The following is a 20334-nucleotide window of genomic DNA, read 5'->3' as shown; positions in this document are numbered from 1 at the left end:
GCACGGCCCGCGCACCGGGGCGCCGGGCGGCCGAGGACCCGCGCTCGGGTGTGTCCGGCGGCCCCTGACCGGGCCCGAGACCCGTCACACACCGCCCTTAGCGCACCGCAGGGCGTGACCGCAACTCCGCGAACCGGACACGCAGCGTGATCTAACATTTGGTAAGTGCCGCGCTCATATGTCACCTGTCCGCCTGTTCCCCCGGTCGGCGAGGTGCTGCGCCGTTATCCGGACGTGGGCGAGCCGCTCGCCTGCGAGCCGATCACCAAGGGCCTGCTGAACCACGGATACCGCGTCTCCACGACGAGCGGCTCCTACTTCCTCAAGCACCACCTCGACAAGAAGCACCTGGGCGATCCGAGCGGCGAACGCGCCGCGATCGTGCGTCAGCACCGCGCCACCCAGCGCCTCAAGTCGCTCGGCGTGCCCGTCGTCCCGCCGCTGGCGGACGCCCGGGGCGAGACCGTCACGGTGATCGGCGAGCGGTGCTACGCCCTGCACCCCTGGGTCGACGGGCTCCACCGGGTCGGCGCCGAGCTCACCCTCGCACAGTCGCGCCGACTCGGGGCGCTCCTCGGCGCCGTGCACACCGGCCTGGAACAGGTGATGGCCCCGCGCGACGGCCCGCGTGCGCCGTCCGGCCGGGCCCTCGGCCATCGCAGCCCGGACGCCGCCGACACCTTCGCGCTGATCGACGACCTGCTGAACGCCGCACGCGGGCAGGACGGCCGGGGCGCCCCGCGCGACGCCTTCGACGAACTCGCGGTCCACCGGCTCGTGGAGCGGCGCGCCCTGCTCGAACGGCACGCCCACCGCCGCCCGCCCACGCCGGACGGGCCCGCCACCGGCTGGGTGCACGGTGACTTCCACCCGCTGAACCTGCTCTACCGGGGCGCCGACCCGGTCGCCATCGTGGACTGGGACCGGCTGGACGTACAGCCGCGCGCCGAGGAGGCGGTCCGGGCCGCGGCGATCTTCTTCGTACGGCCGGTGGGCGAGCTGGACCTCGCGAAGGTGCGGGCGTACGCCCGCGCGTACCGGCGTGCGGCGGGGGCGGGGGCCGCGGAACTGGCGGCGGCGGTGCACCGCGTGTGGTGGGAGCGGCTCAACGACTTCTGGATACTCCGGTGGCGCTACCGCCTCGACGACCGCAGGGCCGACCCGCAGTTTCCCGCGGTGTCGGCCCTGGCGGTGTGGTGGACGCGGGAGTACGAGGCGGTGTGCGCGGCCTTCACGGAATGACGGGCGGCGGGCCGGGGTGGGGGCCGGCGCGAGGGGCGGCGCCCCCGGAGTACGGGCCCGGCGCTGCCCGGAGTGCGGACCGCGAGCAGGGTGCGGGGTGCGGGCGGGTGCGGGCCGCGCGTCCGGGCGATCACCTGCGAGCCGCGCGTGCGCCCGGGTGCGTTCACGCATGAGCCCGGCGTGCGCCGTGGTGGCGCGCGCCGGGCTCGGGGCGGTCCGGGCAGTCCGGGGGGGGCGGGCGGCCCGGTAACCCCGTGGTCCGGGCGGTCCGGGCGATCCGGCAGAACTGAACGATGCGGTTCCACCCGACGCCGTTGCACCGACGCCTTTCCGTCGATGCCCTTCCGCCGACGCCCTTCCGCCGATGTCCTTACGGTGTCAGGCCGCCGACCGACGCGTCGCCGCCCGGGGTCGTCCCCGTACCGCCGGCCTCGTCGCCGCTGGCCCCGCCGTCGTCGCCGGAGCCGCCCGGGGTGCCGGGGTTGGTCGCCGGGTCGCTCGGCTCGCCGCTGGGCTCGCCGCTGCCGCCCTCGTTGGTGTTGCCGTCCGACGTGCCCGGGTCCGTACCGGTCTGGGTCGGCGACGGGGAGAACGTCGGCCGGGTCGGCTTCGGGTTCGGGGTGTACGGCGGCGGGTTCGGCTGCGTCTGGCCGCCTCCGGAGGTGCTCGGCTCCTCCGACTGGTCGGTCTCCTCCTCGGACGGCTCCTCCGAGGGCTCCTCCTCGGACTGGCTCACCGACGTGCTCGGCGTGGCCGGGCCCTTCTTGCCCCCGCCGTCGTCGTCCCGCGCCGCGCTGACGGCGAAGGCGACGCCCGCGCCGATGGCGACCAGCGCGAGCAGGACGAAGAGCCACATCTTCCCGCGCCCGCCGGACGGGCGCCCGCCACCGCCGTCGTACCCCCCGTCGTCCGGGTTGTACGGAGGCAGGATCGGGCTCTGCGAGGTGTCCCCGTGCATCGGGTGGCCCGCGCCCATCACCTGGGTGGAACCGGCCATTCCGTGCGGCGGTGTCCGGCCGCCCTCGTGCAGCGCGACCGGGCCCGTGTTCCAGGTGCCCGTGTGGCCGCCCTGCACCTGGAGCATCTGCAGGCTGTACTGGACGAGGCCGCGCATCTCCTCGGCGCTCTGGAACCGGTCGTCCGGGTCCTTCGCCAGCGAGCGCATCACCATGCCGTCCAGCTCCGGCGGCACCGCGCCCAGGACCTCGGACGGCGGCACCGGGATGTCCTGGACGTGCTGGTAGACCACCGAGAGCGGCGTCTCGCCGGTGAACGGGGGCCGCAGCGCCAGCAGTTCGTAGAGGAGACAGCCCGTGGCGTACAGGTCGGAGCGGTGGTCGACGGCCTTGCCGAGCGCCTGCTCCGGGGAGAGGTACTGCGGGGTGCCCATGACCATGCCGGTCTGGGTCATCGTCGACTGCGCGCCGTGCAGCGCGCGGGCGATGCCGAAGTCCATCACCTTGACCGCGCCGGAGTCCGTGATGATCACGTTGGCGGGCTTGATGTCGCGGTGCACGATGCCGTGCTGGTGCGAGTACGCGAGGGCTTCCAGCACCCCCGAGACGATGATCAGCGCCTGCTCGGGCGGCGGGGCCTCGGCGGTCAGGAGCAGGTCGCGGATGGTGCGGCCCTCGACCAGCTCCATCACGATGTACGGGACGGTCTGACCGCCCACGACGTCCTCGCCGGAGTCGTACACGGCGACGATCGCGTGGTGGTTGAGGCCCGCGACGGACTGTGCCTCGCGGGTGAAGCGCGCCTTGGAGACCGGGTCCTCGGCCAGGTCGGAGCGGAGCAGCTTCACCGCGACGGTCCGCCCGAGCCGGACGTCCTCCGCCGCGTAGACCTCCGCCATGCCGCCCCGGCCGAGCCGGTGGGTCATCCGGTAACGTCCGTCACCGACGACGCCGCCGACGCCCCAGGAGTCGGTGCCATCCGAAACTCCGCCGCCGTTTGCTTCGGAACCGGGTGCCATCAGTCCTCGCCGTCGTATCTGTCCGCGCGTCCGCGGGTTCTCACGGTGCCTTGCTGCATTGACACGTCACGCTACAGCCTTCCGCGGACACCTCGGTTCCGCTCCGGCAGGATCATCTGACCGTCCGGCGTGTCCTCCCGGTGAATTCTCCGCGCCTCCTGTAACGCTTCCGAGACGCTTCTTGCGCGTAGCGTCACGGAACGGGCACCCGGCTTGACGTGTCGGACCCCTACGGCAGACTTGGCGCGTAATCGCGTTGTACGGAACCGGGTCGCACGCAACCACGTCCTACAGAAACACCGCGTGCGACCGCGCGCCGGCGAGGGGGATGCAAGTCATGAGCCAGGACGGCGCACAGGGCCGCTACGCGGGCGGTGCGGTGGCGGGCGGTCGCTACCAACTGCGGGACCTGCTCGGCGAAGGCGGGATGGCGTCCGTATACCTGGCCTACGACTCCGCCCTGGACCGCCAGGTCGCGATCAAGACCCTGCACACCGAACTGGGCCGCGAGCAGTCCTTCCGCGAGCGCTTCCGGCGTGAGGCACAGGCCGTCGCCAAGCTCCAGCACACCAACATCGTCTCCGTCTTCGACACGGGCGAGGACGAGCTCGGCGGTGCGCTGATGCCGTACATCGTCATGGAGTACGTCGAGGGGCAGCCGCTCGGTTCGGTGCTGGCCGCCGACATCCGCGACCACGGCGCGATGCCCGCCGACAAGGCGCTGAAGGTGACGGCGGACGTGCTCGCCGCACTGGAGACCAGCCACGAGATGGGCCTGGTCCACCGCGACATCAAGCCCGGCAACGTGATGATGACCAAGCGCGGCGTGGTCAAGGTCATGGACTTCGGCATCGCCCGCGCCATGCAGTCCGGCGTCACCTCGATGACGCAGACCGGCATGGTCGTCGGCACCCCGCAGTACCTCTCCCCCGAGCAGGCGCTCGGCCGCGGCGTGGACGCCCGGTCCGACCTGTACTCGGTCGGCATCATGCTCTTCCAGCTGCTCACCGGCCGCATCCCCTTCGACGCGGACTCACCGCTCGCCATCGCGTACGCGCACGTGCAGGAGGAGCCGGTCGCGCCCTCCAGCATCAACCGGTCGGTGACCCCGGCGATGGACGCCCTCGTCGCCCGCGCGCTCAAGAAGAACCCGAACGAGCGCTTCCCCAGCGCCGCCGCGATGCGCGACGAGATCGCCCGCGTGCTGAACGCCTCCGGCGGCCACACCGGCGCCCCGATGATCGTGGCCGGCGGCGGACCGGCCAACAGCGGCTCCGGGGTCGGCTCGGCGGTGTTCCCGCCCGTCGACCAGAGCACCCCGGCGCCGCACGGCGTCCAGACGCCGTACCAGCCGCACCCGCAGCAGCCGGGCCCGTACGGGCAGCCGACGCCCGCGCCGAGCTACGGCTATCCGCAGTCCGGCCAGGTCCAGGGCTACGCGACGCCGGGCCCGCTGTCCCACCAGACCCCGCCGCCGTACTCGGTCAACCCGCAGCACGCCACGGCCGTGGGCGCCACCGGCGGCGGCTCGAAGCGGAACATGCCGGTCATCGTCGGCTCGATCGTCGTGGCCCTGCTGGCCGTGGGCGGCCTGATCACCGCGCTCGCCCTCCAGAACGACAAGAAGGACGAGGGCAAGGGCGGCGGCGACTCGGGCTCCACCGAGCAGGTGGAGGGCTATCGTCCGCCCGAGCGCAACCGGACGATGAAGGACACGGAGTGCTCGAACGCCTCCGAGGACTCCAACGACCCGGCGAAGGTCCGCGCCCCGAACTTCGTCTACAAGGACATCCTCTCGGCGAAGGCGTGCGCGGCCGCCGCCGGCTGGACGATCAAGGAGATCGCGGAGCCCGGCAACACGTACGCGGACGGCCAGGTCGTCGGCCAGTTCCCGTCCTCCGGCGCGGCGGTCCCCGAGCGGGGCGCCCACTTCGAGCTGAAGGTCGCCACGGGGAAGCCCTCCTGAGCCGGAGGCCGGACGGTTCCGCCGGGCCGGCGTCCGCACGTTCCCGCTGAGCCGACGGCCCTTCACGGCAGTGGTGGGCGGCACGTCGCCCGCGGCGCGCGGCACCGGCCGCGCCCTGCGGTGCGGTGCGACAAGCCGAGCGCCGGTGTCGGAAGCTGATCGTTTCGGACCTCAGGGACGCGCCTCGCCCTCCGCATCCGACCGCTGACCGGCGTGGGATGTCCGGACAACGCGTCCGGGATGCCGGACGACGGACCCCGTGTGACGCTGATCTCATGGCTCCAGGACGGTCGGCCGCATGGCCGGCGAGGTGTGCGGTCGGTCTGCTGGCGGCGGCCGGGGCGGCGATGGGGCCGCTGGGCGGCTCCGCCCACGGCGCGCCCCCGCCGGACGGCCCCTCCCGCACCGCCACCGCTCCGGCCCCGGCCTCCGGGCCGTCGGGTGCCGCCACGCCCGCCGCGCCGCCCGGACCGGCCGCGCCACGGCCCGGAACGACCGGCTCCCCCGCCGCCTTCCCCGCAGGACTTCCCCAGCCCTCCGGCATGCCGTCCCACGGCGAGCCGGGGGAGTGGCCCGTACCGTCCTCCACCGCGTCCGGCGGACGCGGCGCACCCGGTGACGACGCGCCCGGAACGTCCCCCTCCCCTTCCGCCTCGCCCGAGGTCTCCGGGTCGACCGCCCCGCTGGCCGGGCGCGAGGCCGGGGCGGGCAAGGCGCGCCCCGGGCGGTCGCTCTCCCCGTACGAGCCCGCGGCGGCCGAGACGCCGCTCACGCGGGACCCGTACGACGAGGCCGACGAGAGCCGCGTCGACCCCGTCGATCTGCCCGCCTCCACCCCGCCGCCCGACGCCTTCACCGACCCGGCGCAGCGGGCCGCGGCCCAGGCGCTGGACGCCGCGTCGCTGCGGCGGGTGCAGCAGGTCTCCCTCGGCACGGGCATCGCCCTGGTCGGTCTGGGGCTCGGCTTCCTCGCGCTCCGGATGCGCCGGGTGTACTGACCGCCCGCGTCCGCCGGATTCCTCCCGTGAGGCTCCGCGGGCCCCTCCCGTAACAGCTCTGTCACCGAGCCCCGGCGCCCTTTGCGCGGACGTACATACTCGGTATACATACTCAGTATGTCCATTCGCCACGGCCTGCTGGCCCTGCTGGAACGGGGCCCTCGCTACGGGTCCCGGCTCCGTACCGAGTTCGAGTCGCGCACCGGCTCCACCTGGCCCCTCAACGTCGGCCAGGTCTACACGACGCTGAGCCGCCTGGAGCGCGACGGCATGGTCGTCCAGGACGGCGCGGACGACGCCGGGCACGACCTCTACGCGATCACCGACGCGGGCCGAACCGAGCTGCACACGTGGTTCGGGACCCCCGTCGACCGCACCCACCCGCCCCGCGACGAACTGGCCATCAAACTGGCCATGGCCGTGGGAGCCCCGGGGGTCGACATCCGGGAGGTCATCCAGTCCCAGCGCCGCCACACGCTCAAGGCCATGCAGGACTACACCCGGCTCAAGGCCCAGGCCCTGGCCGACGTTCCGTCCGACCGCGACGAGGTCGCCTGGCTGCTCGTCGTGGAGCAGCTGATCTTCCAGGCCGAGGCCGAGGCCCGCTGGCTCGACCACTGCGAGTCCCGGCTCGTCCGCCTCGCCGAGGCCGCCGCCACCGAGCCCTCCGCCGGGCCCGGCCCCGCCGCCACCCGCGGTCCGGCCCGCGCCCCGGCCGAGCGGAGCCACTCCCAGCGCTGACCCCGCCGCGCACGACCCGGGCGGCTCCGGGACCGTCGCCGCCGTCCAGATCCGACCCAGACCATTTCCCAGGGGGGAACCACCGTCATGCCCGCGTCCGCCGCCCAGCCGCCCCCGCCGTCCTCCGAAACGCCCGGCAGCCCCGTCCTCGAACTGCGGGAGCTGACCCGTACCCATGGCTCGGGCGTCGCCGAGGTGCACGCCCTGCGCGGCATCCACCTCGCCGTGCACCCGGGCGAACTGGTCGCCGTCATGGGCCCCTCCGGCTCCGGAAAGTCCACCCTGCTGACCCTGGCCGGCGGTCTCGACACCGCCACGAGCGGCCAGGTCGTCATCGAGGGCCAGGACATCGCCGCCCTCGGCCCCAAGGGCATGGCCGCCCTGCGCCGCCGCAGCGTCGGCTACGTCTTCCAGGACTACAACCTCATCCCCGCCCTGACCGCCGCCGAGAACATCGCCCTCCCCCGCGAACTCGACGGCGTCCCCGTGCGCAAGGCCCGCAAGGAAGCCCTCGCCGCACTGGCCGAGATGAAGCTGGAGCAGGTCGCCGACCGCTTCCCCGACGAGATGTCCGGCGGCCAGCAGCAGCGCGTCGCCATCGCCCGCGCCCTCGTCGGCGACCGCCGCCTGGTCCTCGCCGACGAGCCCACCGGAGCGCTCGACTCCGAGACCGGCGAGGCCGTCCTCGCCCTCCTGCGCACCCGCTGCGACCAGGGCGCGGCCGCCGTCATGGTGACCCATGAGCCCCGGTACGCGGCGTGGGCCGACCGGGTCGTGTTCCTCCGGGACGGCTCGATCGTGGACCAGACCCTGTCCGCCGGAGCGGACTCGCTGCTCTCCACCACGACCGGGGCCACCACGTGAGCGTCCTCTCCGGCTGGCGGGCCGCCTTCCGCATGGCCCGGCGCGACGCCGTACGGACCAAGGGCCGCAGCGCCCTGGTCGTCGCGATGATCGCCCTTCCGGTCCTCGGCGTCACCGCCGCCGACCTCACCTACCGCAGCGCCCTGCCCACCGAGGCCGAGGAGCTGACGGCGGAGCTGGGATCGGCCGACGCCCGGTTCTCGTCCACGAGCATGGGCCCGGTGAAGCTCCAGCAGATGCCCGACGGCGTCAACTGGGGCACCCCCGAGGGCGCCCCCGAACCCTCCCCCGAGGTGCAGGCGAAGCCGGTCGACGTACCGGCCGCCTTCCCCGAGGGCTCCCGGTACCTGACCGAGCGCAGCGTGCCCGCGTCCGTCACCACCCGGCACGGCATCGCCGACACCGAGATCGGCGAACTGCGCGTCGCCGACCCGATGATGCGCGGCCGCGTCGAGCTGACCGACGGCGCCTACCCCCGCGCGCGGGACGAGATCGCCGCGACCACGGCCTTCGCCGAGGCGTCCGGACTGTCGATCGGCGACACCGTCACCGTGCGCGGCCCCGAGCAGACCTACACCCTCACCGGCACGGTCGAACTCCCCGCGGACCTGCGGGCCGACTCCCTCTACGCGCTCCCCGGATCGGTCATCGCCCCGTGGCAGCAGGCCGCCGACCGCGACAAGGCCATCCTGCCGCCCCAGCCGAGCGATCCGACGTGGCTGGTGAAGGGCCCGCCAGGAGCGGGAGTGACCTGGCAGGACATCCTCGCGGCCAACGAGCGGGGCGTGGTGGTCAAGTCCCGCCAGGTCGCCCTGGACCCGCCGCCGGACTCCGAGGTTCCGATGTCCGCGCTGAGCAACGGGTACTCCACCGAAGTGGAGACGACCGCGGCGGTCCTCACGGTGGCCGCCATGGCCGTCCTGGAGATCGTGCTGCTGGCCGGTCCGGCGTTCGCCGTCGGCGCGCGCCGTTCGCGCCGCCAGCTGGGTCTCGTCGGCGCCTGCGGTGGCAGCCGGGGACAGGTCCGGGCCGTGGTGCTCGCGGGCGGTGCGGTGCTCGGCGGGGCCGGGGCGGTGGCCGGGGTCGGCGCCGGCTTCGGTCTGACCGCCCTGTTCCGGCCGATGATCGAGGACTACACGGGCAGCCGTTTCGGCGAACTGACCGTGCGGCCCTGGGAAATCCTCGGCATCGCCGCGCTCGGCCTGGCCACCGGCGTCCTCGCCGCGCTCGCCCCGGCGATCGTCGCGGGCCGCCAGTCCGTCCTGGAGTCGCTCACCGGCAGGCGCGGCACCCGTCGCGGCTCCCGCGTGCTCCCCGTCGTGGGCGTCATCGCGATCGCGGCCGGCGTCGCCGTCGCGGTCTACGGCGGGGTGGCGGGGGACACCGCCTTCGTCGCCGGCGGCTCCGTCCTGGCCGAACTCGGGGTGCTCGCCTGCATCCCGGTGATCGTCGGCATCCTCGGCCGGCTCGGTCGGCGGCTCCCGCTGACGCCCCGGATCGCCCTGCGCGACGCGGCCCGCAACCGGGGCCGTACCGCCCCCGCCGTCGCCGCCGTGATGGCGGCCGTCGCGGGCAGCGTCGCGATCGCCACGTACACCAGCAGCAGCGCCGCCGAGCAGGCGTACGACCACGTGCCGAACATGACCCCGGGCACCCTCGCGCTCGCGGCGGCCGACACCGGCGCGGACGCCGGACTGCCCCGCTCCCGTGCCGCCGTCGAGCAGAACTACCCGGTCAGCGGCAAGGCCGCCGACTTCGGCCGGGTCTGGGCCGGCAGCGACTGCTCGGTCTATTACCAGGACGAGAACGACTGCGGCGAGCTCCAGCTCGTCAAGCCCACGGGTGAGGGACACAGCTGCCCGCTCAAGGGCGAGGGCGCCAAGGAACTCGCCCTGCGGCTCTCGGCCGACGGGCACAAGCGGACGATGAACTCCCCGGCCTGCATGGACGAGAACTACACGATGGTCGCGTTCGGCACCGGCGAGCACAAGATCGTCATCGGGGGCCCGGACGTCCTCGACACCTACGTGAAGCTCGACGACCCGGCGGCGGCGAAGGCCCTGGACGAGGGCACGCCCGTCCTGCTGAACTCGGCGTACGCGAAGAACGGCGAGGTCACCCTCAAGGCCACCCACACCTACAGCGACCGGGACACGGAGAACAGGGCCGGGCACCCCGGGAAGGCCCGCACCACCACGGACCGGCTGAAGGTGTACGTCGCCCCCGACCGGTACGCCGCGACGCCCGGCATCCGGATGGTGATGCCGCGGCAGACCGCCGAGAACCTGGGGCTGCACGTCGAGGACTACGGCAGCTTCTACACCCTCGGCCGCGACGCCACGGACGCCGAGCGCCAGGCGGCGTACGCGGCGCTCGACCAGGCCGGGAACAAGGCGTACCTGATGGCCTCGGACGAGGAACTGCGCACCGAGGACGACACGATCCTGCTGATCCTCGCCCTCTTCGCCGGGGTGGTGACGCTCGGGGCGGCAGCGATCACGACCGGTCTGTCCAAGGCTGACGCGGAGGCCGACCTCACCACGCTCAGCGCGGTGGGCGCTCCCCCGGGGCTCCGGCGGTCGCTGTCCGGCTTCCAGTGCCTGGTCGTCGCCGGGACCGGGGTCCTGCTGGGGACGGCGGCGGGGCTGGTGCCCGCGATCGCCCTGCGCCTGACCGACCTGCGCGCGGCGCTGGCGGACATGCGGACGGACCCGATGCAGTCGGCGTACACGCCGATCGTGATGCCCTGGGGGACTCTCGCGCTGCTGGCCCTGGTCGTCCCGGTGCTCGCCGGGCTGCTGGCCGCCGCCCTCACCGGCTCCCGCCAGACCCTGGCGCGCCGAGCGGGGTGACGCGCTGGGCGGCCCCGCGCGGGGGGCCGCCGGTCGATTCCGGTGCCCCCGGGAGGGTGGATCATCCGTTCCCGGGGGCACCACCCTGGTGTACGGCAGGTGTGCGAGACAATGGCGGCATGGAAATGCCGAGGAATGACCGGTCGCAGGAGCACCCGCAGGTCCTTGTCGTGGGCCAGGACGGAATGGCTGTCGGCGGCGGTGCCAGTGACGACGAGTCGCGCGAGGTCCCGGTGACGGAGATGGTGGAACAGCCCGCGAAGGTCATGCGCATCGGCAGCATGATCAAGCAGCTTCTGGAGGAGGTCAGGGCGGCTCCTCTCGACGAGGCGAGCCGGGTCAGGCTCAAGGAGATCCACGCCGGCTCCGTGAAGGAGCTGGAGGACGGGCTGGCCCCGGAGCTGGTCGAGGAGCTGGAGCGGCTCTCCCTGCCGTTCACCGAGGACTCGGTGCCCTCCGAGGCGGAGCTGCGGATCGCCCAGGCCCAGCTCGTGGGCTGGCTGGAGGGCCTTTTCCACGGCATCCAGACGGCTCTGTTCGCCCAGCAGATGGCGGCCCGCGCCCAGCTGGAGCAGATGCGCCGCGCGCTGCCGCCCGGCTCGGCGCACGAGGGCGAGGAGGGCGGTGCGGACCCGCACGGCCCGCTCCGATCCGGCCCGTACCTGTAGCCCGCCCCGCAGACCGCCCCGAGATACGTCAGGGCCCGGCGCACACGAGGAGTGCGCCGGGCCCTTCGCGGTCAGGCGCCGGCCAGTGGCGCGGCCAGCAGCACCTTGCCGACGTGCCCGCTGGACTCCAGCACCCGGTGCGCCTCGGCGGCCTCCGCCATCGGCAGCGTCCGGTCCACCACGGGCCGGACCACGCCCTCCTCGATCAACGGCCACACGTGCTCGCGCACGGCGGCGACGATGGCCGCCTTCTCGCCGAGCGGGCGGCCGCGCAGGGAGGTCGCGGTGACGGCGGCCCGCTTGGTCAGCAGGGCCCCGAGGTTCAGTTCGCCCTTGGCGCCGCCCTGGAGTCCGATGATCGCGAGGCGGCCGTTGACGGCGAGCGCCCGCACGTTCCGGTCCAGGTACTTGGCGCCGATGAGGTCCAGGATGACGTCGGCCCCGGCCCCGGCGGTGTTCTCCCGCACCTCCTCGACGAAGTCCTGCTCGCGGTAGTTGATGAGGATGTCCGCCCCCAGCTCCGCGCACCGGGCGAGCTTCTCCGGACTGCCCGCCGTGACCGCGACCCGGGCCCCGACCGCCTTCGCGAGCTGGATCGCCATCGTGCCGATCCCGCTGGAACCGCCGTGAACCAGGAAGGTCTCGCCGGGACGCAGGTGCGCGATCATGAAGACGTTCGACCAGACGGTGCAGGCGACCTCGGGGAGCGCGGCGGCCTCGACCAGGCCGATGCCCTTCGGTACGGGCAGGAGCTGGCCCGCCGGTACCGCGACCTTCTCCGCGTAGCCGCCGCCGGCCAGCAGCGCGCACACCTCGTCGCCGACCGCCCAGCCGGTCACACCGGGGCCGAGCGCCAGGATGCGCCCCGCGCACTCCAGGCCGGGGTAGGGGGACGCGCCGGCGGGCGGGTTGTAGAAGCCCTGCCGCTGCAGGACGTCCGCGCGGTTCACGGCGCCGGCGACGACCTCGACGAGGACCTCGCCGTCGCCGGGTACGGGATCGGGCACGTCGGCCCACACGAGCGCCTCGGGGCCACCGGGTTCGGGAATCGTGATCGCATGCATGGCCGCGAGGCTACTCCCGCACCCCAGGTGCCCAGGAGTGCCGCGCGTACTCCTGGGCGTGGCATCCCGCACGCGTTCGGCCCGGTCGGCGGCCGGGCGTACGCGATCCGGCCCGGCCCGGCGGAGGATCAGGGGCGCGGCGGCATCGGGTTGTGGGGCACGGAGGTGGAGCTGGGGCTCTTCCGCACGATGGTGATGACCCGGTCCGTGAGCTGCAACGGGCTGGCCGCCGGGTCGTCGTAGCCGAGCAGCCGGTGGCCGCGCAGGACGCTGACGACGAGGTCCTCGGTCTCCCGGACGCCCTTGCCCACCTCGGCCTTTATGACCGGACGTTCCACCAGGTCGAGACCGCTGCCCTGCTGGATCAGATCCTCCATCACGGTGCCCGCGCTGGGGCTGAGGACGGAGAGGCCGAGCAGTCGGCCGGCGGCGCTGGCGCTGGTGATGACGGCGTCGGCGCCGGACTGCCGCAGGAGCGGGGCGTTCTCCTCCTCGCGTACCGCCGCCACGATCTTCGCCCCGCGGTTCAACTGCCGTGCGGTCAGCGCGACCAGGACGGCGGTGTCGTCGCGCTGGGTGGCGATGATGACCTGACGCGCTTTCTGCAGCTCCGCGCGCAGCAGTACATCGCTGCGGGTCGCGTCGCCGAGCACGCCCGTGAACCCTTCGGCGTTGGCGGCCTCGATCACCTTGGAGGCCGGATCGACGATGACGATCTGGTCCTTCCGCAGGCCGGTGGCGCAGAGAGTCATGATCGCCGAGCGGCCCTTCGTACCGAAGCCGACGACGACGGTGTGGTCACGCAAGTTGGATCTCCAACGCTTCAGCCGGAAGTCCTCGCGAGTCCGTTCCGTGAGGACTTCGAGGGTGGTGCCGACCAGGATGATCAGGAACAGCACGCGCAGTGGTGTCACGAGCACCACGTTGATCAGCCTGGCTCCGTCGCTGTACGGGGTGATGTCCCCGTACCCGGTGGTGGAGAGGGTGACCGTCGCGTAGTAGACGGCGTCGAGCAGATCGACCGAGCCGTCGGCGTTGTCGTTGTAGCCGCCGCGGTCGAGCCAGACGATCAGCACGGTCGCGGCCAGCACGAGCAGGGCCATCAACAGACGTTTGGCGACCTGTCGGGCCGGGCCGAGGGCCACGCGGCGGGGGAGCATCACCCGCGTCGGCACGACCAGTTCGTCCGCTCGCCTGGCCATCGCATCGTGGCCGGGAAGTTTCACGTGAAACACCCTTCCGTCCACGGCGTCGCCGGGGCCCATGGGAGATCCAGAATCTCCACCTCGGTGCCGGACCGTACCCCGCCCGGCTCCACCACGGCCAGCCCGTCCGCCGCGGCGATCCCCCGCAGCATCGCGGGGCCGTTGTAGCGCAGCGGCGCGACATGGTCCCGCCCGCCCGCCCGACCCGCGCGGTGGACGACGGGGACGAGACGGGTGTCGTGCGGATGGCCGTGCACCTCGGCATGGACGAGGGCCCGGTACGCGTCCTGGGCGGGGCGGCCCGCGAGCCCCGCGATCAACGGCTCCACGAGCGTCACCAGGCCCGACACGGCCGCGAGCGGGTTCCCGGGCAGCCCGACCAGATACGGCCCGTCCGGAGACTCCTTCCGCTGCTCGGCCGTCGCGTCGCGCTGTCCCTCCGGTCGGCCGGCCGTGTGCGCCCCGGACGGTCCGGAGGGCAGCCGCGCCAGCAGCATGGGGTGTCCGGGGCGGACCGCGACCCCGTCCACCAGTAGTTCGGCGCCGAGTTCGGCGAGGACCGGGTGCACGTGGTCGACCGGACCGGAGGCGGTTCCGCCCGTGGTCACGATCAGGTCGGCGTCGGAGGTGGCGAGGGCGTCCCGCAGCGCCCGGGCGTCGTCCCCGAGGCGGCGGGGGCCGGCGACCTCGGCGCCGAGGGCCCGCAGCCAGGGGCCGAGCATGGGGCCGAGGGCGTCCCGGATCAGCCCGTCGTGCGGCAGCCCGGCGGCGAGCAGTTCGTCGCCGAGGACGAGGATGTCGACGCGTGGGCGGGGTACGGCGGGCAACGCGTCGTATCCGGCCGCCGCGGCGAGGCCCAGTACCGCCGGGGTCATCACCGTTCCGGCCGGGACGAGTTGTTCGCCCGAGCGGCACTCCTGGCCCCGGGGCCTGATGTCCTGCCCGGTGGCCACGGACCGCTCGGCGTGCAGCAGCCCCTTGGCCTCGTCGGCGTACGCGTGCTCGCTGCGGATGACCGCCGTGGTGTCGGGCGGGACGCGGGCCCCGGTGGCGATGCGTACGGCGGCGCCGTCGGGCAGCGCGGTGGCCGGGGCGTGTCCGGCGAGGATTCCGGCCCCGGCCACGAACGCCCAGGGCCCGGGGCCGGCGACTGCCCAGCCGTCCATGGCCGAGGTGTCGAAGGACGGCAGGTCGGTGAGCGCACCGAGCGGTTCGGCCAGCACATGTCCCAGCGCCCGGTCGAGCGGGAGTCGGACGGCGGCGAGGGGGCCGCCCCTCCCGGCCCGGGCCGCTACCGCCCGCGCCCGGCTCCAGGACAGGGACGGGGCGGGCTTGTTCGCTGTGCGGGACGCTCGGGGGGAGGTGGAGCCGGAGGAGGTGGAACCGGACTGCACGCGACCGCCGGTGTGGGGGCCCGGCCGGTTGCCGGGGGTATGGGCGCCGGCGTCGGTCCGGGCGTTCGAGGCGCTGCTCATCGGGGAGGCGCTGGTCGGGTCGGCATTGCGGCCGTCGCCGGTGCGCGGGGTGCTGCTCCATGCCTCGCCGCCGTCCGGAGTGCCGCTCGGGTCGTCGCCGTCGCCCCCACCGCCGGGCCGCTGCCCGCGCGGGGGCCGGGACGGGCCGAGCGTCGAGCCGCCGACCAGTTCGAGCGCCTGCTCGATGGCCAACTCCTCCTCGGCGCGGGCGCGAGCGCTCCCGGCGGCCTCCCCCGGAACGGCGCCGGGTGCGAAGAGACCGTCATCGACCGGGCCGGCAGCCGGACGGTCCGGACCGGGAGCCGAGCGGTCCGGGCCAGGAGCCGAGCGGTCCGGGCCGGTCATGGCGTCCCGGTCCCCTCGCGGCCCGCGTCGCGCCCCGCACCGCCCGCGGTGCCGTCGGCCGTCCCGCCGCCGGCACTCCCCGCGCCCGCTGCCTCTCCTCCGCTCGCCTCGGCCTCCGCCTCCCAGCGAAGCGCGAGGTCAGTGGCCTTGCGGGCGGCCTCCGCGACTGCTGCGGCGGCCTCGTCCGGGTCGGCTCCGGCGCTCGCCCGCGCCGCCGCGTACCCGACCAGGAAGGTCGTGAGCGGGGCGGCGGGCCGGGCGACCCCGTGGGCGGCGTCGCGGGCGAGGTCGAGCAGGAGAGCGGTGTCGACGTCGAGGTCGATGCCCAGTTCGTTCTTGACCGAGGTGATCCATTCGTCCAGCACGGCCCCATGCTCCCTGATCCGGGCTCTGGCAGCGGCGATGTCGTCCCAAGTGTCGCAGTCGAACGAGGCGTCGAAGCCGGCGTCGATGCGGGCGAGGTCCAACTCCGCGGTCAGGAGCCGCAAGGGGAGTCCGGCGAGGCTTCCGTGCTCGGTGGCGATGAGGGCCAGCTCGCGACGGAGCGGTTCGGCGCGGTAGGCGGCCACGAGCGGCTGGTCCCGCCCGTCGGGGTCGGTGCACAGGGCCCCTTCCCTGCCCGGCTCCCCGGCGGCGGTGAGGAGCGCGTCGACCGTTCCCCGGCCGAGGAACGGCAGGTCGGCCGAGAGGACGAGGACGCGCTCCGCCGTCGTCAGCCGCAGCCCCGCGCCGAGCGCCGCCAACGGGCCTCCGCCCTCGGGAACTTCACGGGTCCAGACGACCGGGCGGGCGGTGGCCCGGCGACCGCCCACGACGACGGTGACGGCCGCGTCGGCGCATGCGGAGAGGACCCGGTCGAGCAGCGCCCGGCCACCCACGCGAAGTCCGGGCTTGTCGGCGCCGCCGAGCCGCTTCGCGGCCCCTCCGGCCAGGACGATCACGTCGTAGGCGGTCATAGCCCGAGTATGGACGGCTCCCGGCGACGCCGTTCTCTCCGGGGTGGCGGAAAGCCGGTCACCCCGGAGAGCCGCGCCGCGAGGGCATGCCGCCCGGCACACGCCTGCACGGATACCGTCGAGCGCGCGCCCGCCCGGCGCCCCGGCGCCCGCCGAGCACGCGCCCTCCCCGCTACAGCGTGCGCAGCAGCACCGCCGGTTGTTCCACGCAGTCCGCCACGTACCGGAGGAAGCCGCCCGCCGTACCGCCGTCACAGACCCGGTGGTCGAAGGTGAGCGACAGCTGGACGACCTGACGCACGGCCAGCTCCCCCTGGTGCACCCAGGGCTTGGGCATGATCCGGCCGACGCCGAGCATGGCCGCCTCCGGGTGGTTGATGATCGGCGTCGAACCGTCGACCCCGAACACCCCGTAGTTGTTGAGCGTGAACGTGCCCCCGGTGAGCTGGGCCGGGCTGAGCTTCCCGGTCCGGGCCAGCTCGGTCAGCCGGGCGATCTCCGCCCCGATCGACTCGGCGTTGCGGGTGTGCGCGTCCCGGACGACCGGGACGACGAGGCCCCGCTCGGTCTGGGCCGCGAACCCGAGGTGCACGCCGGGCAGCCGGACGATCTCCCGGGCCTCCGTGTCCACCGTGGAGTTCAGCTCGGGGTACCGGGCGAGCGCCGCCGTGCAGATCCTCGCCAGCAGGGCCAGGACCGACACCTTCGGCCCTGCGGACGGGCCCGTCGCCGCGTTCATCGCGGCCCTGACCGCCATCAGTTCGGTGGCGTCGGCGTCGACCCAGCACGTGGCGTCCGGGATCTCGGTGCGGCTGCGCGACAGCTTGTCCGCGACCGCTCCGCGCACCCCCCGCAGCGGAACGCGCTCGGCGGCCGCCTCGCCCGAGGCCGTCCGCTCCGGAACAGCCCGCCGGGCAGACGCGTCGGCCGAACGGCTCTCCGCCTCCGCCGCCTCCCCGGCCAGCCGGATCGCGGCGTCGACATCGGCCCGCAGGATCAGCCCGTCGGGACCCGAGCCCGTCAGCCGCCGCAGATCGATCTCGTGCTGCCGGGCCAGCCGGCGTACGAGCGGTGACACGACGGCCACCGGGCCCTCCCGGCCGTCCACCTCACCGGCCAAGGCGGTCGCCGGAGCGGCACCGGCCACCGGCCCGGCGGTCGCGGAAGCGGAACCGGTCAAGGGTCCGGCGACGACGGGCCCGGGGGCAGTAGACCCCGAAGCGGATGCCGACGCGGACGCCGACGCGGCGGCGGGCGTGCCGTTGAGGGCGGTCGGCTGCGGCCGGATGCGGCGGCGCCGGGCGGCCGGGGCCCCCGTCCCGTACCCCACGAGCACGTTCCCCGAACCGGAACCGGAAGCCGAACCGGAACCGGAATCCTGCCCTGCACCGGCGGCAGAATCATCCGCGACGGCCCCGCCGTTCCGGGACTCCCGGGAACCGGCCTGGTCGGCAGCGGTGCCGAGGGAGGACGAGGACTCCGTCGCGCCCACCGCGACCGTCAGCAGCGGCGCGCCGACCGGGAGTTCCGTACCCTCCTCGCCGAAGCGCGCGGTCACCACGCCCCCGTACGGGCAGGGCACCTCCACCATGGCCTTGGCCGTTTCGACCTCGACGACGGGCTGGTCGATGGCGACGACGTCGCCCACCTCCACCAGCCAGCGGACGATCTCCGCCTCGGTCAGCCCCTCACCGAGGTCCGGCAGCTTGAACTCGAGCACCTGGGCCATCAGCTGTCCGCCTCCCACTGCAACCGCGCCACCGCGTCGAGCACCCGGTCCACTCCCGGCAGATGGTGCCGCTCCAGCATCGGCGGCGGGTACGGGATGTCGAACCCGGCCACCCTCAGCACCGGGGCCTCCAGATGGTGGAAGCAGCGTTCGGTGATCCGTGCCGCGATCTCCCCGCCCGGCCCGCCGAATCCGGGGGACTCGTGGACGACAACCGCGCGCCCGGTGCGCCGTACCGACGCGGCCACCGTCTCGTCGTCGAACGGCACCAGCGAGCGCAGGTCCACCACTTCGAGGTCCCAGCCCTCGGCGACCGCCGCCTCGGCGGCCTCCATGCAGACCGGCAGGGAAGGTCCGTAGGTGATCAGGGTGGCGCTGCGCCCGGAGCGCCGCACCACGGCCCTGCCGATCGACTCGACCGCCGCCGGGGCCTCGGGCGACCAGTCGGCCTTCGACCAGTAGAGCCGCTTCGGCTCCAGGAAGACCACCGGGTCGTCCGAGGCGATCGACGCCCGCAGCAGCCCGTACGCGTCCTCGACCGTGGCCGGTGTGACGACGTGCAGCCCCGGCGTCGCCATGTAGTACGCCTCGGAGGAGTCGCTGTGGTGCTCGACGCCGCCGATCCCGCCCCCGTACGGCACCCGCACGGTGATCGGCAGCGGCATGGCCCCGCCGGTGCGGTTGCGCATCTTGGCCACATGGCTCATCAGCTGTTCGAACGCCGGGTAGGCGAACGCGTCGAACTGCATCTCCACCACGGGCCGCAGCCCGTACATCGCCATGCCGACGGCCGCGCCGAGAATGCCCGCCTCGGCCAGCGGGGTGTCGGTACAGCGGTCGTCGCCGAACTCCTTCGCCAGCCCGTCCGTGATCCGGAAGACCCCGCCGAGCGTGCCCACGTCCTCGCCGAGCACGTGGACCGTGGAGTCCTCGGCCATGGAGTCGCGGAGCGCGCGCCCGAGAGCCTGCGCCATCGTGGCCGGCTTCGCCTTCGTCGTACGACCGCCGGCCGTCGCTGCCGCGGTGGTCATCGTCCCGCCTCCGTGCCGTGCTCGTCATGGTCCTGCTCGGCGTCCAGCTCGGCCCGCAGAGCGGCGGCCTGCGCCCGGAGCTGGTCGGTCTGCTCGGCGTAGACGTGGGCGAACAGGTCCATCGGCGCCAGCTCCGGATCGGCGTTCATCCGGTCGCGCAGCGCGGCGGCCATGCGCTCGGCGGCCTCCTTCGCCCGCTCGACGCCCGTCTCGTCCAGCAGGCCGCGCTCCAGCAGCTCCCGCTCCAGCAGCCGCACCGGATCGTGCGCCTTCCACGCCTCGACCTCGCTGTCGACGCGGTAGCGCGTGGCGTCGTCGGCGTTGGTGTGGGCGTCCATGCGGTAGGTGACGGCCTCGACCAGCGTCGGGCCCTCGCCGCGCCGGGCCCGCGCCACGGCGTCGCCCAGCACCTGGTGCACGGCGGCCGCGTCGTTGCCGTCGACGAGGCGGCCGGGCATCCCGTATCCGACGGCCTTGTGGGCCAGGGAGGGGGCGGCGGTCTGCTTGGCCAGCGGAACGGAGATCGCGAAACCGTTGTTCTGGACGAGGAAGACGACAGGAGCCTTCCAGACGGCCGCGAAATTCAGCGCCTCGTGGAAGTCGCCCTCGCTGGTGCCGCCGTCGCCGACCATGGCGAGCGCCACCACGTCATCGCCCTTGAGCCGGGCCGCGTGGGCCAGCCCCACGGCGTGCGGGAGCTGGGTGGCCAGCGGCGTGCACAGGGGGGCGATGCGGTGTTCGCGCGGGTCGTAGCCGGTGTGCCGGTCGCCGCGCAGCAGGGTCAGCGCCTCGACCGGGTCCAGGCCGCGCGCGACGGCAGCCAGTGTGTCGCGGTAGCTCGGGAAGAGCCAGTCGCGCTCCTCCAGGACCAGCGCGGCGGCGACCTCGCACGCCTCCTGGCCGGTGCTCGACGGGTAGACCGCCAGCCGGCCCTGCTTCGTCAGCGCGGTGGCCTGCGCGTTGTACCGGCGGCCGCGCACCAGCTCGGCATGGAGCCTCAGCAGCAGCTCCGGGTCGGCGTCGGCGACCGCGTCCGTACCGAGCACCCGGTAGGGCTCCGGGTCCGGGAGCAGCGGGGCGGGGTCGGTGATCGGCTTCCAGGCCGGGGGCGGCGTGGGCCGGTAGGCGGCCGCGCCGGGCAGCTCTTGGACCGTCATGGGAAGCACCTCCTGGCGTCGAGGGGACCGACGATGTCGATCGGGGCGTCGATGGCTGTCGATCGG

15 protein-coding genes are annotated in these 20334 nt (G+C 74.2%); 7 read left to right on the top strand and 8 right to left on the bottom strand.

The features are described 5' to 3' along the window. Window positions 1–213 precede the first annotated feature (213 nt). Window positions 214–1242 carry a phosphotransferase gene (locus tag IF19_RS0112270; protein WP_030115903.1) on the top strand — a complete coding sequence of 343 codons (1029 nt, stop codon included), beginning with the start codon at window positions 214–216 and terminating at the stop codon, window positions 1240–1242. Window positions 1243–1612: 370 nt separating this feature from the next. On the opposite strand, the gene IF19_RS0112265 is transcribed toward IF19_RS0112270, so the two are convergent. Further along, window positions 1613–3217, bottom strand: coding sequence for a protein kinase domain-containing protein (locus IF19_RS0112265; protein WP_030115902.1), 1605 nt, complete (start codon window positions 3215–3217; stop codon window positions 1613–1615). A 337-nt stretch (window positions 3218–3554) separates the two neighbouring features. Between IF19_RS0112265 and IF19_RS0112260 the strand changes: the two genes are divergently transcribed. The 6 genes from IF19_RS0112260 to IF19_RS0112235 all read left to right on the top strand — a co-directional run bounded on the left by IF19_RS0112260 (window position 3555) and on the right by IF19_RS0112235 (window position 11306). After that, window positions 3555–5183 carry a protein kinase domain-containing protein gene (locus IF19_RS0112260; RefSeq protein WP_030115901.1) on the top strand — a complete coding sequence of 543 codons (1629 nt, stop codon included), beginning with the start codon at window positions 3555–3557 and terminating at the stop codon, window positions 5181–5183. Window positions 5184–5458: 275 nt separating this feature from the next. Then, complete coding sequence (locus IF19_RS0112255; RefSeq protein ID WP_030115900.1) at window positions 5459–6181, top strand: hypothetical protein; 723 nt, start codon at window positions 5459–5461, stop codon at window positions 6179–6181. Between the two features lie 117 nt (window positions 6182–6298). Then, the gene (locus IF19_RS0112250) at window positions 6299–6922 is read left to right on the top strand and encodes a PadR family transcriptional regulator (protein WP_030115899.1); all 624 of its coding nucleotides are present in this window, start codon (window positions 6299–6301) and stop codon (window positions 6920–6922) included. A gap of 87 nt (window positions 6923–7009) precedes the next feature. Next, window positions 7010–7786 carry an ABC transporter ATP-binding protein gene (locus IF19_RS0112245; RefSeq protein ID WP_030277019.1) on the top strand — a complete coding sequence of 259 codons (777 nt, stop codon included), beginning with the start codon at window positions 7010–7012 and terminating at the stop codon, window positions 7784–7786. Continuing rightward, window positions 7783–10638: an FtsX-like permease family protein gene (locus IF19_RS0112240; RefSeq protein ID WP_030115896.1), complete on the top strand. Its 2856-nt coding sequence runs from the start codon at window positions 7783–7785 to the stop codon at window positions 10636–10638. The genes IF19_RS0112245 and IF19_RS0112240 overlap by 4 nt, the downstream gene beginning before the upstream one ends. Before the next feature lie 119 nt (window positions 10639–10757). Continuing rightward, a complete protein-coding gene (locus IF19_RS0112235; protein ID WP_030847558.1) occupies window positions 10758–11306 on the top strand; it encodes a bacterial proteasome activator family protein in 549 nt (182 codons plus the stop codon). 71 nt (window positions 11307–11377) lie between these two features. Here IF19_RS0112235 and IF19_RS0112230 read toward each other — a convergent pair whose 3' ends face one another. The 7 genes from IF19_RS0112230 to pdhA all read right to left on the bottom strand — a co-directional run bounded on the left by IF19_RS0112230 (window position 11378) and on the right by pdhA (window position 20268). Further along, on the bottom strand, window positions 11378–12370 hold the full coding sequence (locus tag IF19_RS0112230; protein WP_030120030.1) for an NAD(P)H-quinone oxidoreductase: 993 nt from the start codon (window positions 12368–12370) through the stop codon (window positions 11378–11380). Between the two features lie 128 nt (window positions 12371–12498). After that, complete coding sequence (locus IF19_RS0112225) at window positions 12499–13635, bottom strand: potassium channel family protein (RefSeq protein ID WP_030115894.1); 1137 nt, start codon at window positions 13633–13635, stop codon at window positions 12499–12501. Then, window positions 13593–15395 carry a molybdopterin molybdotransferase MoeA gene (locus tag IF19_RS0112220; RefSeq protein ID WP_030115893.1) on the bottom strand — a complete coding sequence of 601 codons (1803 nt, stop codon included), beginning with the start codon at window positions 15393–15395 and terminating at the stop codon, window positions 13593–13595. The genes IF19_RS0112225 and IF19_RS0112220 overlap by 43 nt, the downstream gene beginning before the upstream one ends. Then, complete coding sequence (locus IF19_RS0112215) at window positions 15392–16351, bottom strand: DUF6457 domain-containing protein (RefSeq protein ID WP_030115892.1); 960 nt, start codon at window positions 16349–16351, stop codon at window positions 15392–15394. Before IF19_RS0112215 ends, IF19_RS0112220 begins: the two co-directional genes overlap by 4 nt. 172 nt (window positions 16352–16523) lie before the next feature. Continuing rightward, a complete protein-coding gene (locus tag IF19_RS0112210; RefSeq protein ID WP_030115891.1) occupies window positions 16524–18080 on the bottom strand; it encodes a dihydrolipoamide acetyltransferase family protein in 1557 nt (518 codons plus the stop codon). Continuing rightward, the gene (locus IF19_RS0112205) at window positions 18080–19111 is read right to left on the bottom strand and encodes an alpha-ketoacid dehydrogenase subunit beta (RefSeq protein ID WP_030115890.1); all 1032 of its coding nucleotides are present in this window, start codon (window positions 19109–19111) and stop codon (window positions 18080–18082) included. Before IF19_RS0112205 ends, IF19_RS0112210 begins: the two co-directional genes overlap by 1 nt. After that, window positions 19108–20268, bottom strand: a complete 1161-nt coding sequence (gene pdhA / locus IF19_RS0112200) for a pyruvate dehydrogenase (acetyl-transferring) E1 component subunit alpha (RefSeq protein ID WP_030115889.1) — start codon at window positions 20266–20268, stop codon at window positions 19108–19110. The genes IF19_RS0112205 and pdhA overlap by 4 nt, the downstream gene beginning before the upstream one ends. Window positions 20269–20334: the final 66 nt, after the last annotated feature.

The sequence above is a fragment of the Streptomyces californicus genome (assembly GCF_000717645.1).
GTDB classification, from domain to species: domain Bacteria; phylum Actinomycetota; class Actinomycetes; order Streptomycetales; family Streptomycetaceae; genus Streptomyces; species Streptomyces californicus.
Note: the sequence above shows the minus strand (reverse complement) of the source record. Positions and strands in the feature narration are given on the sequence as shown.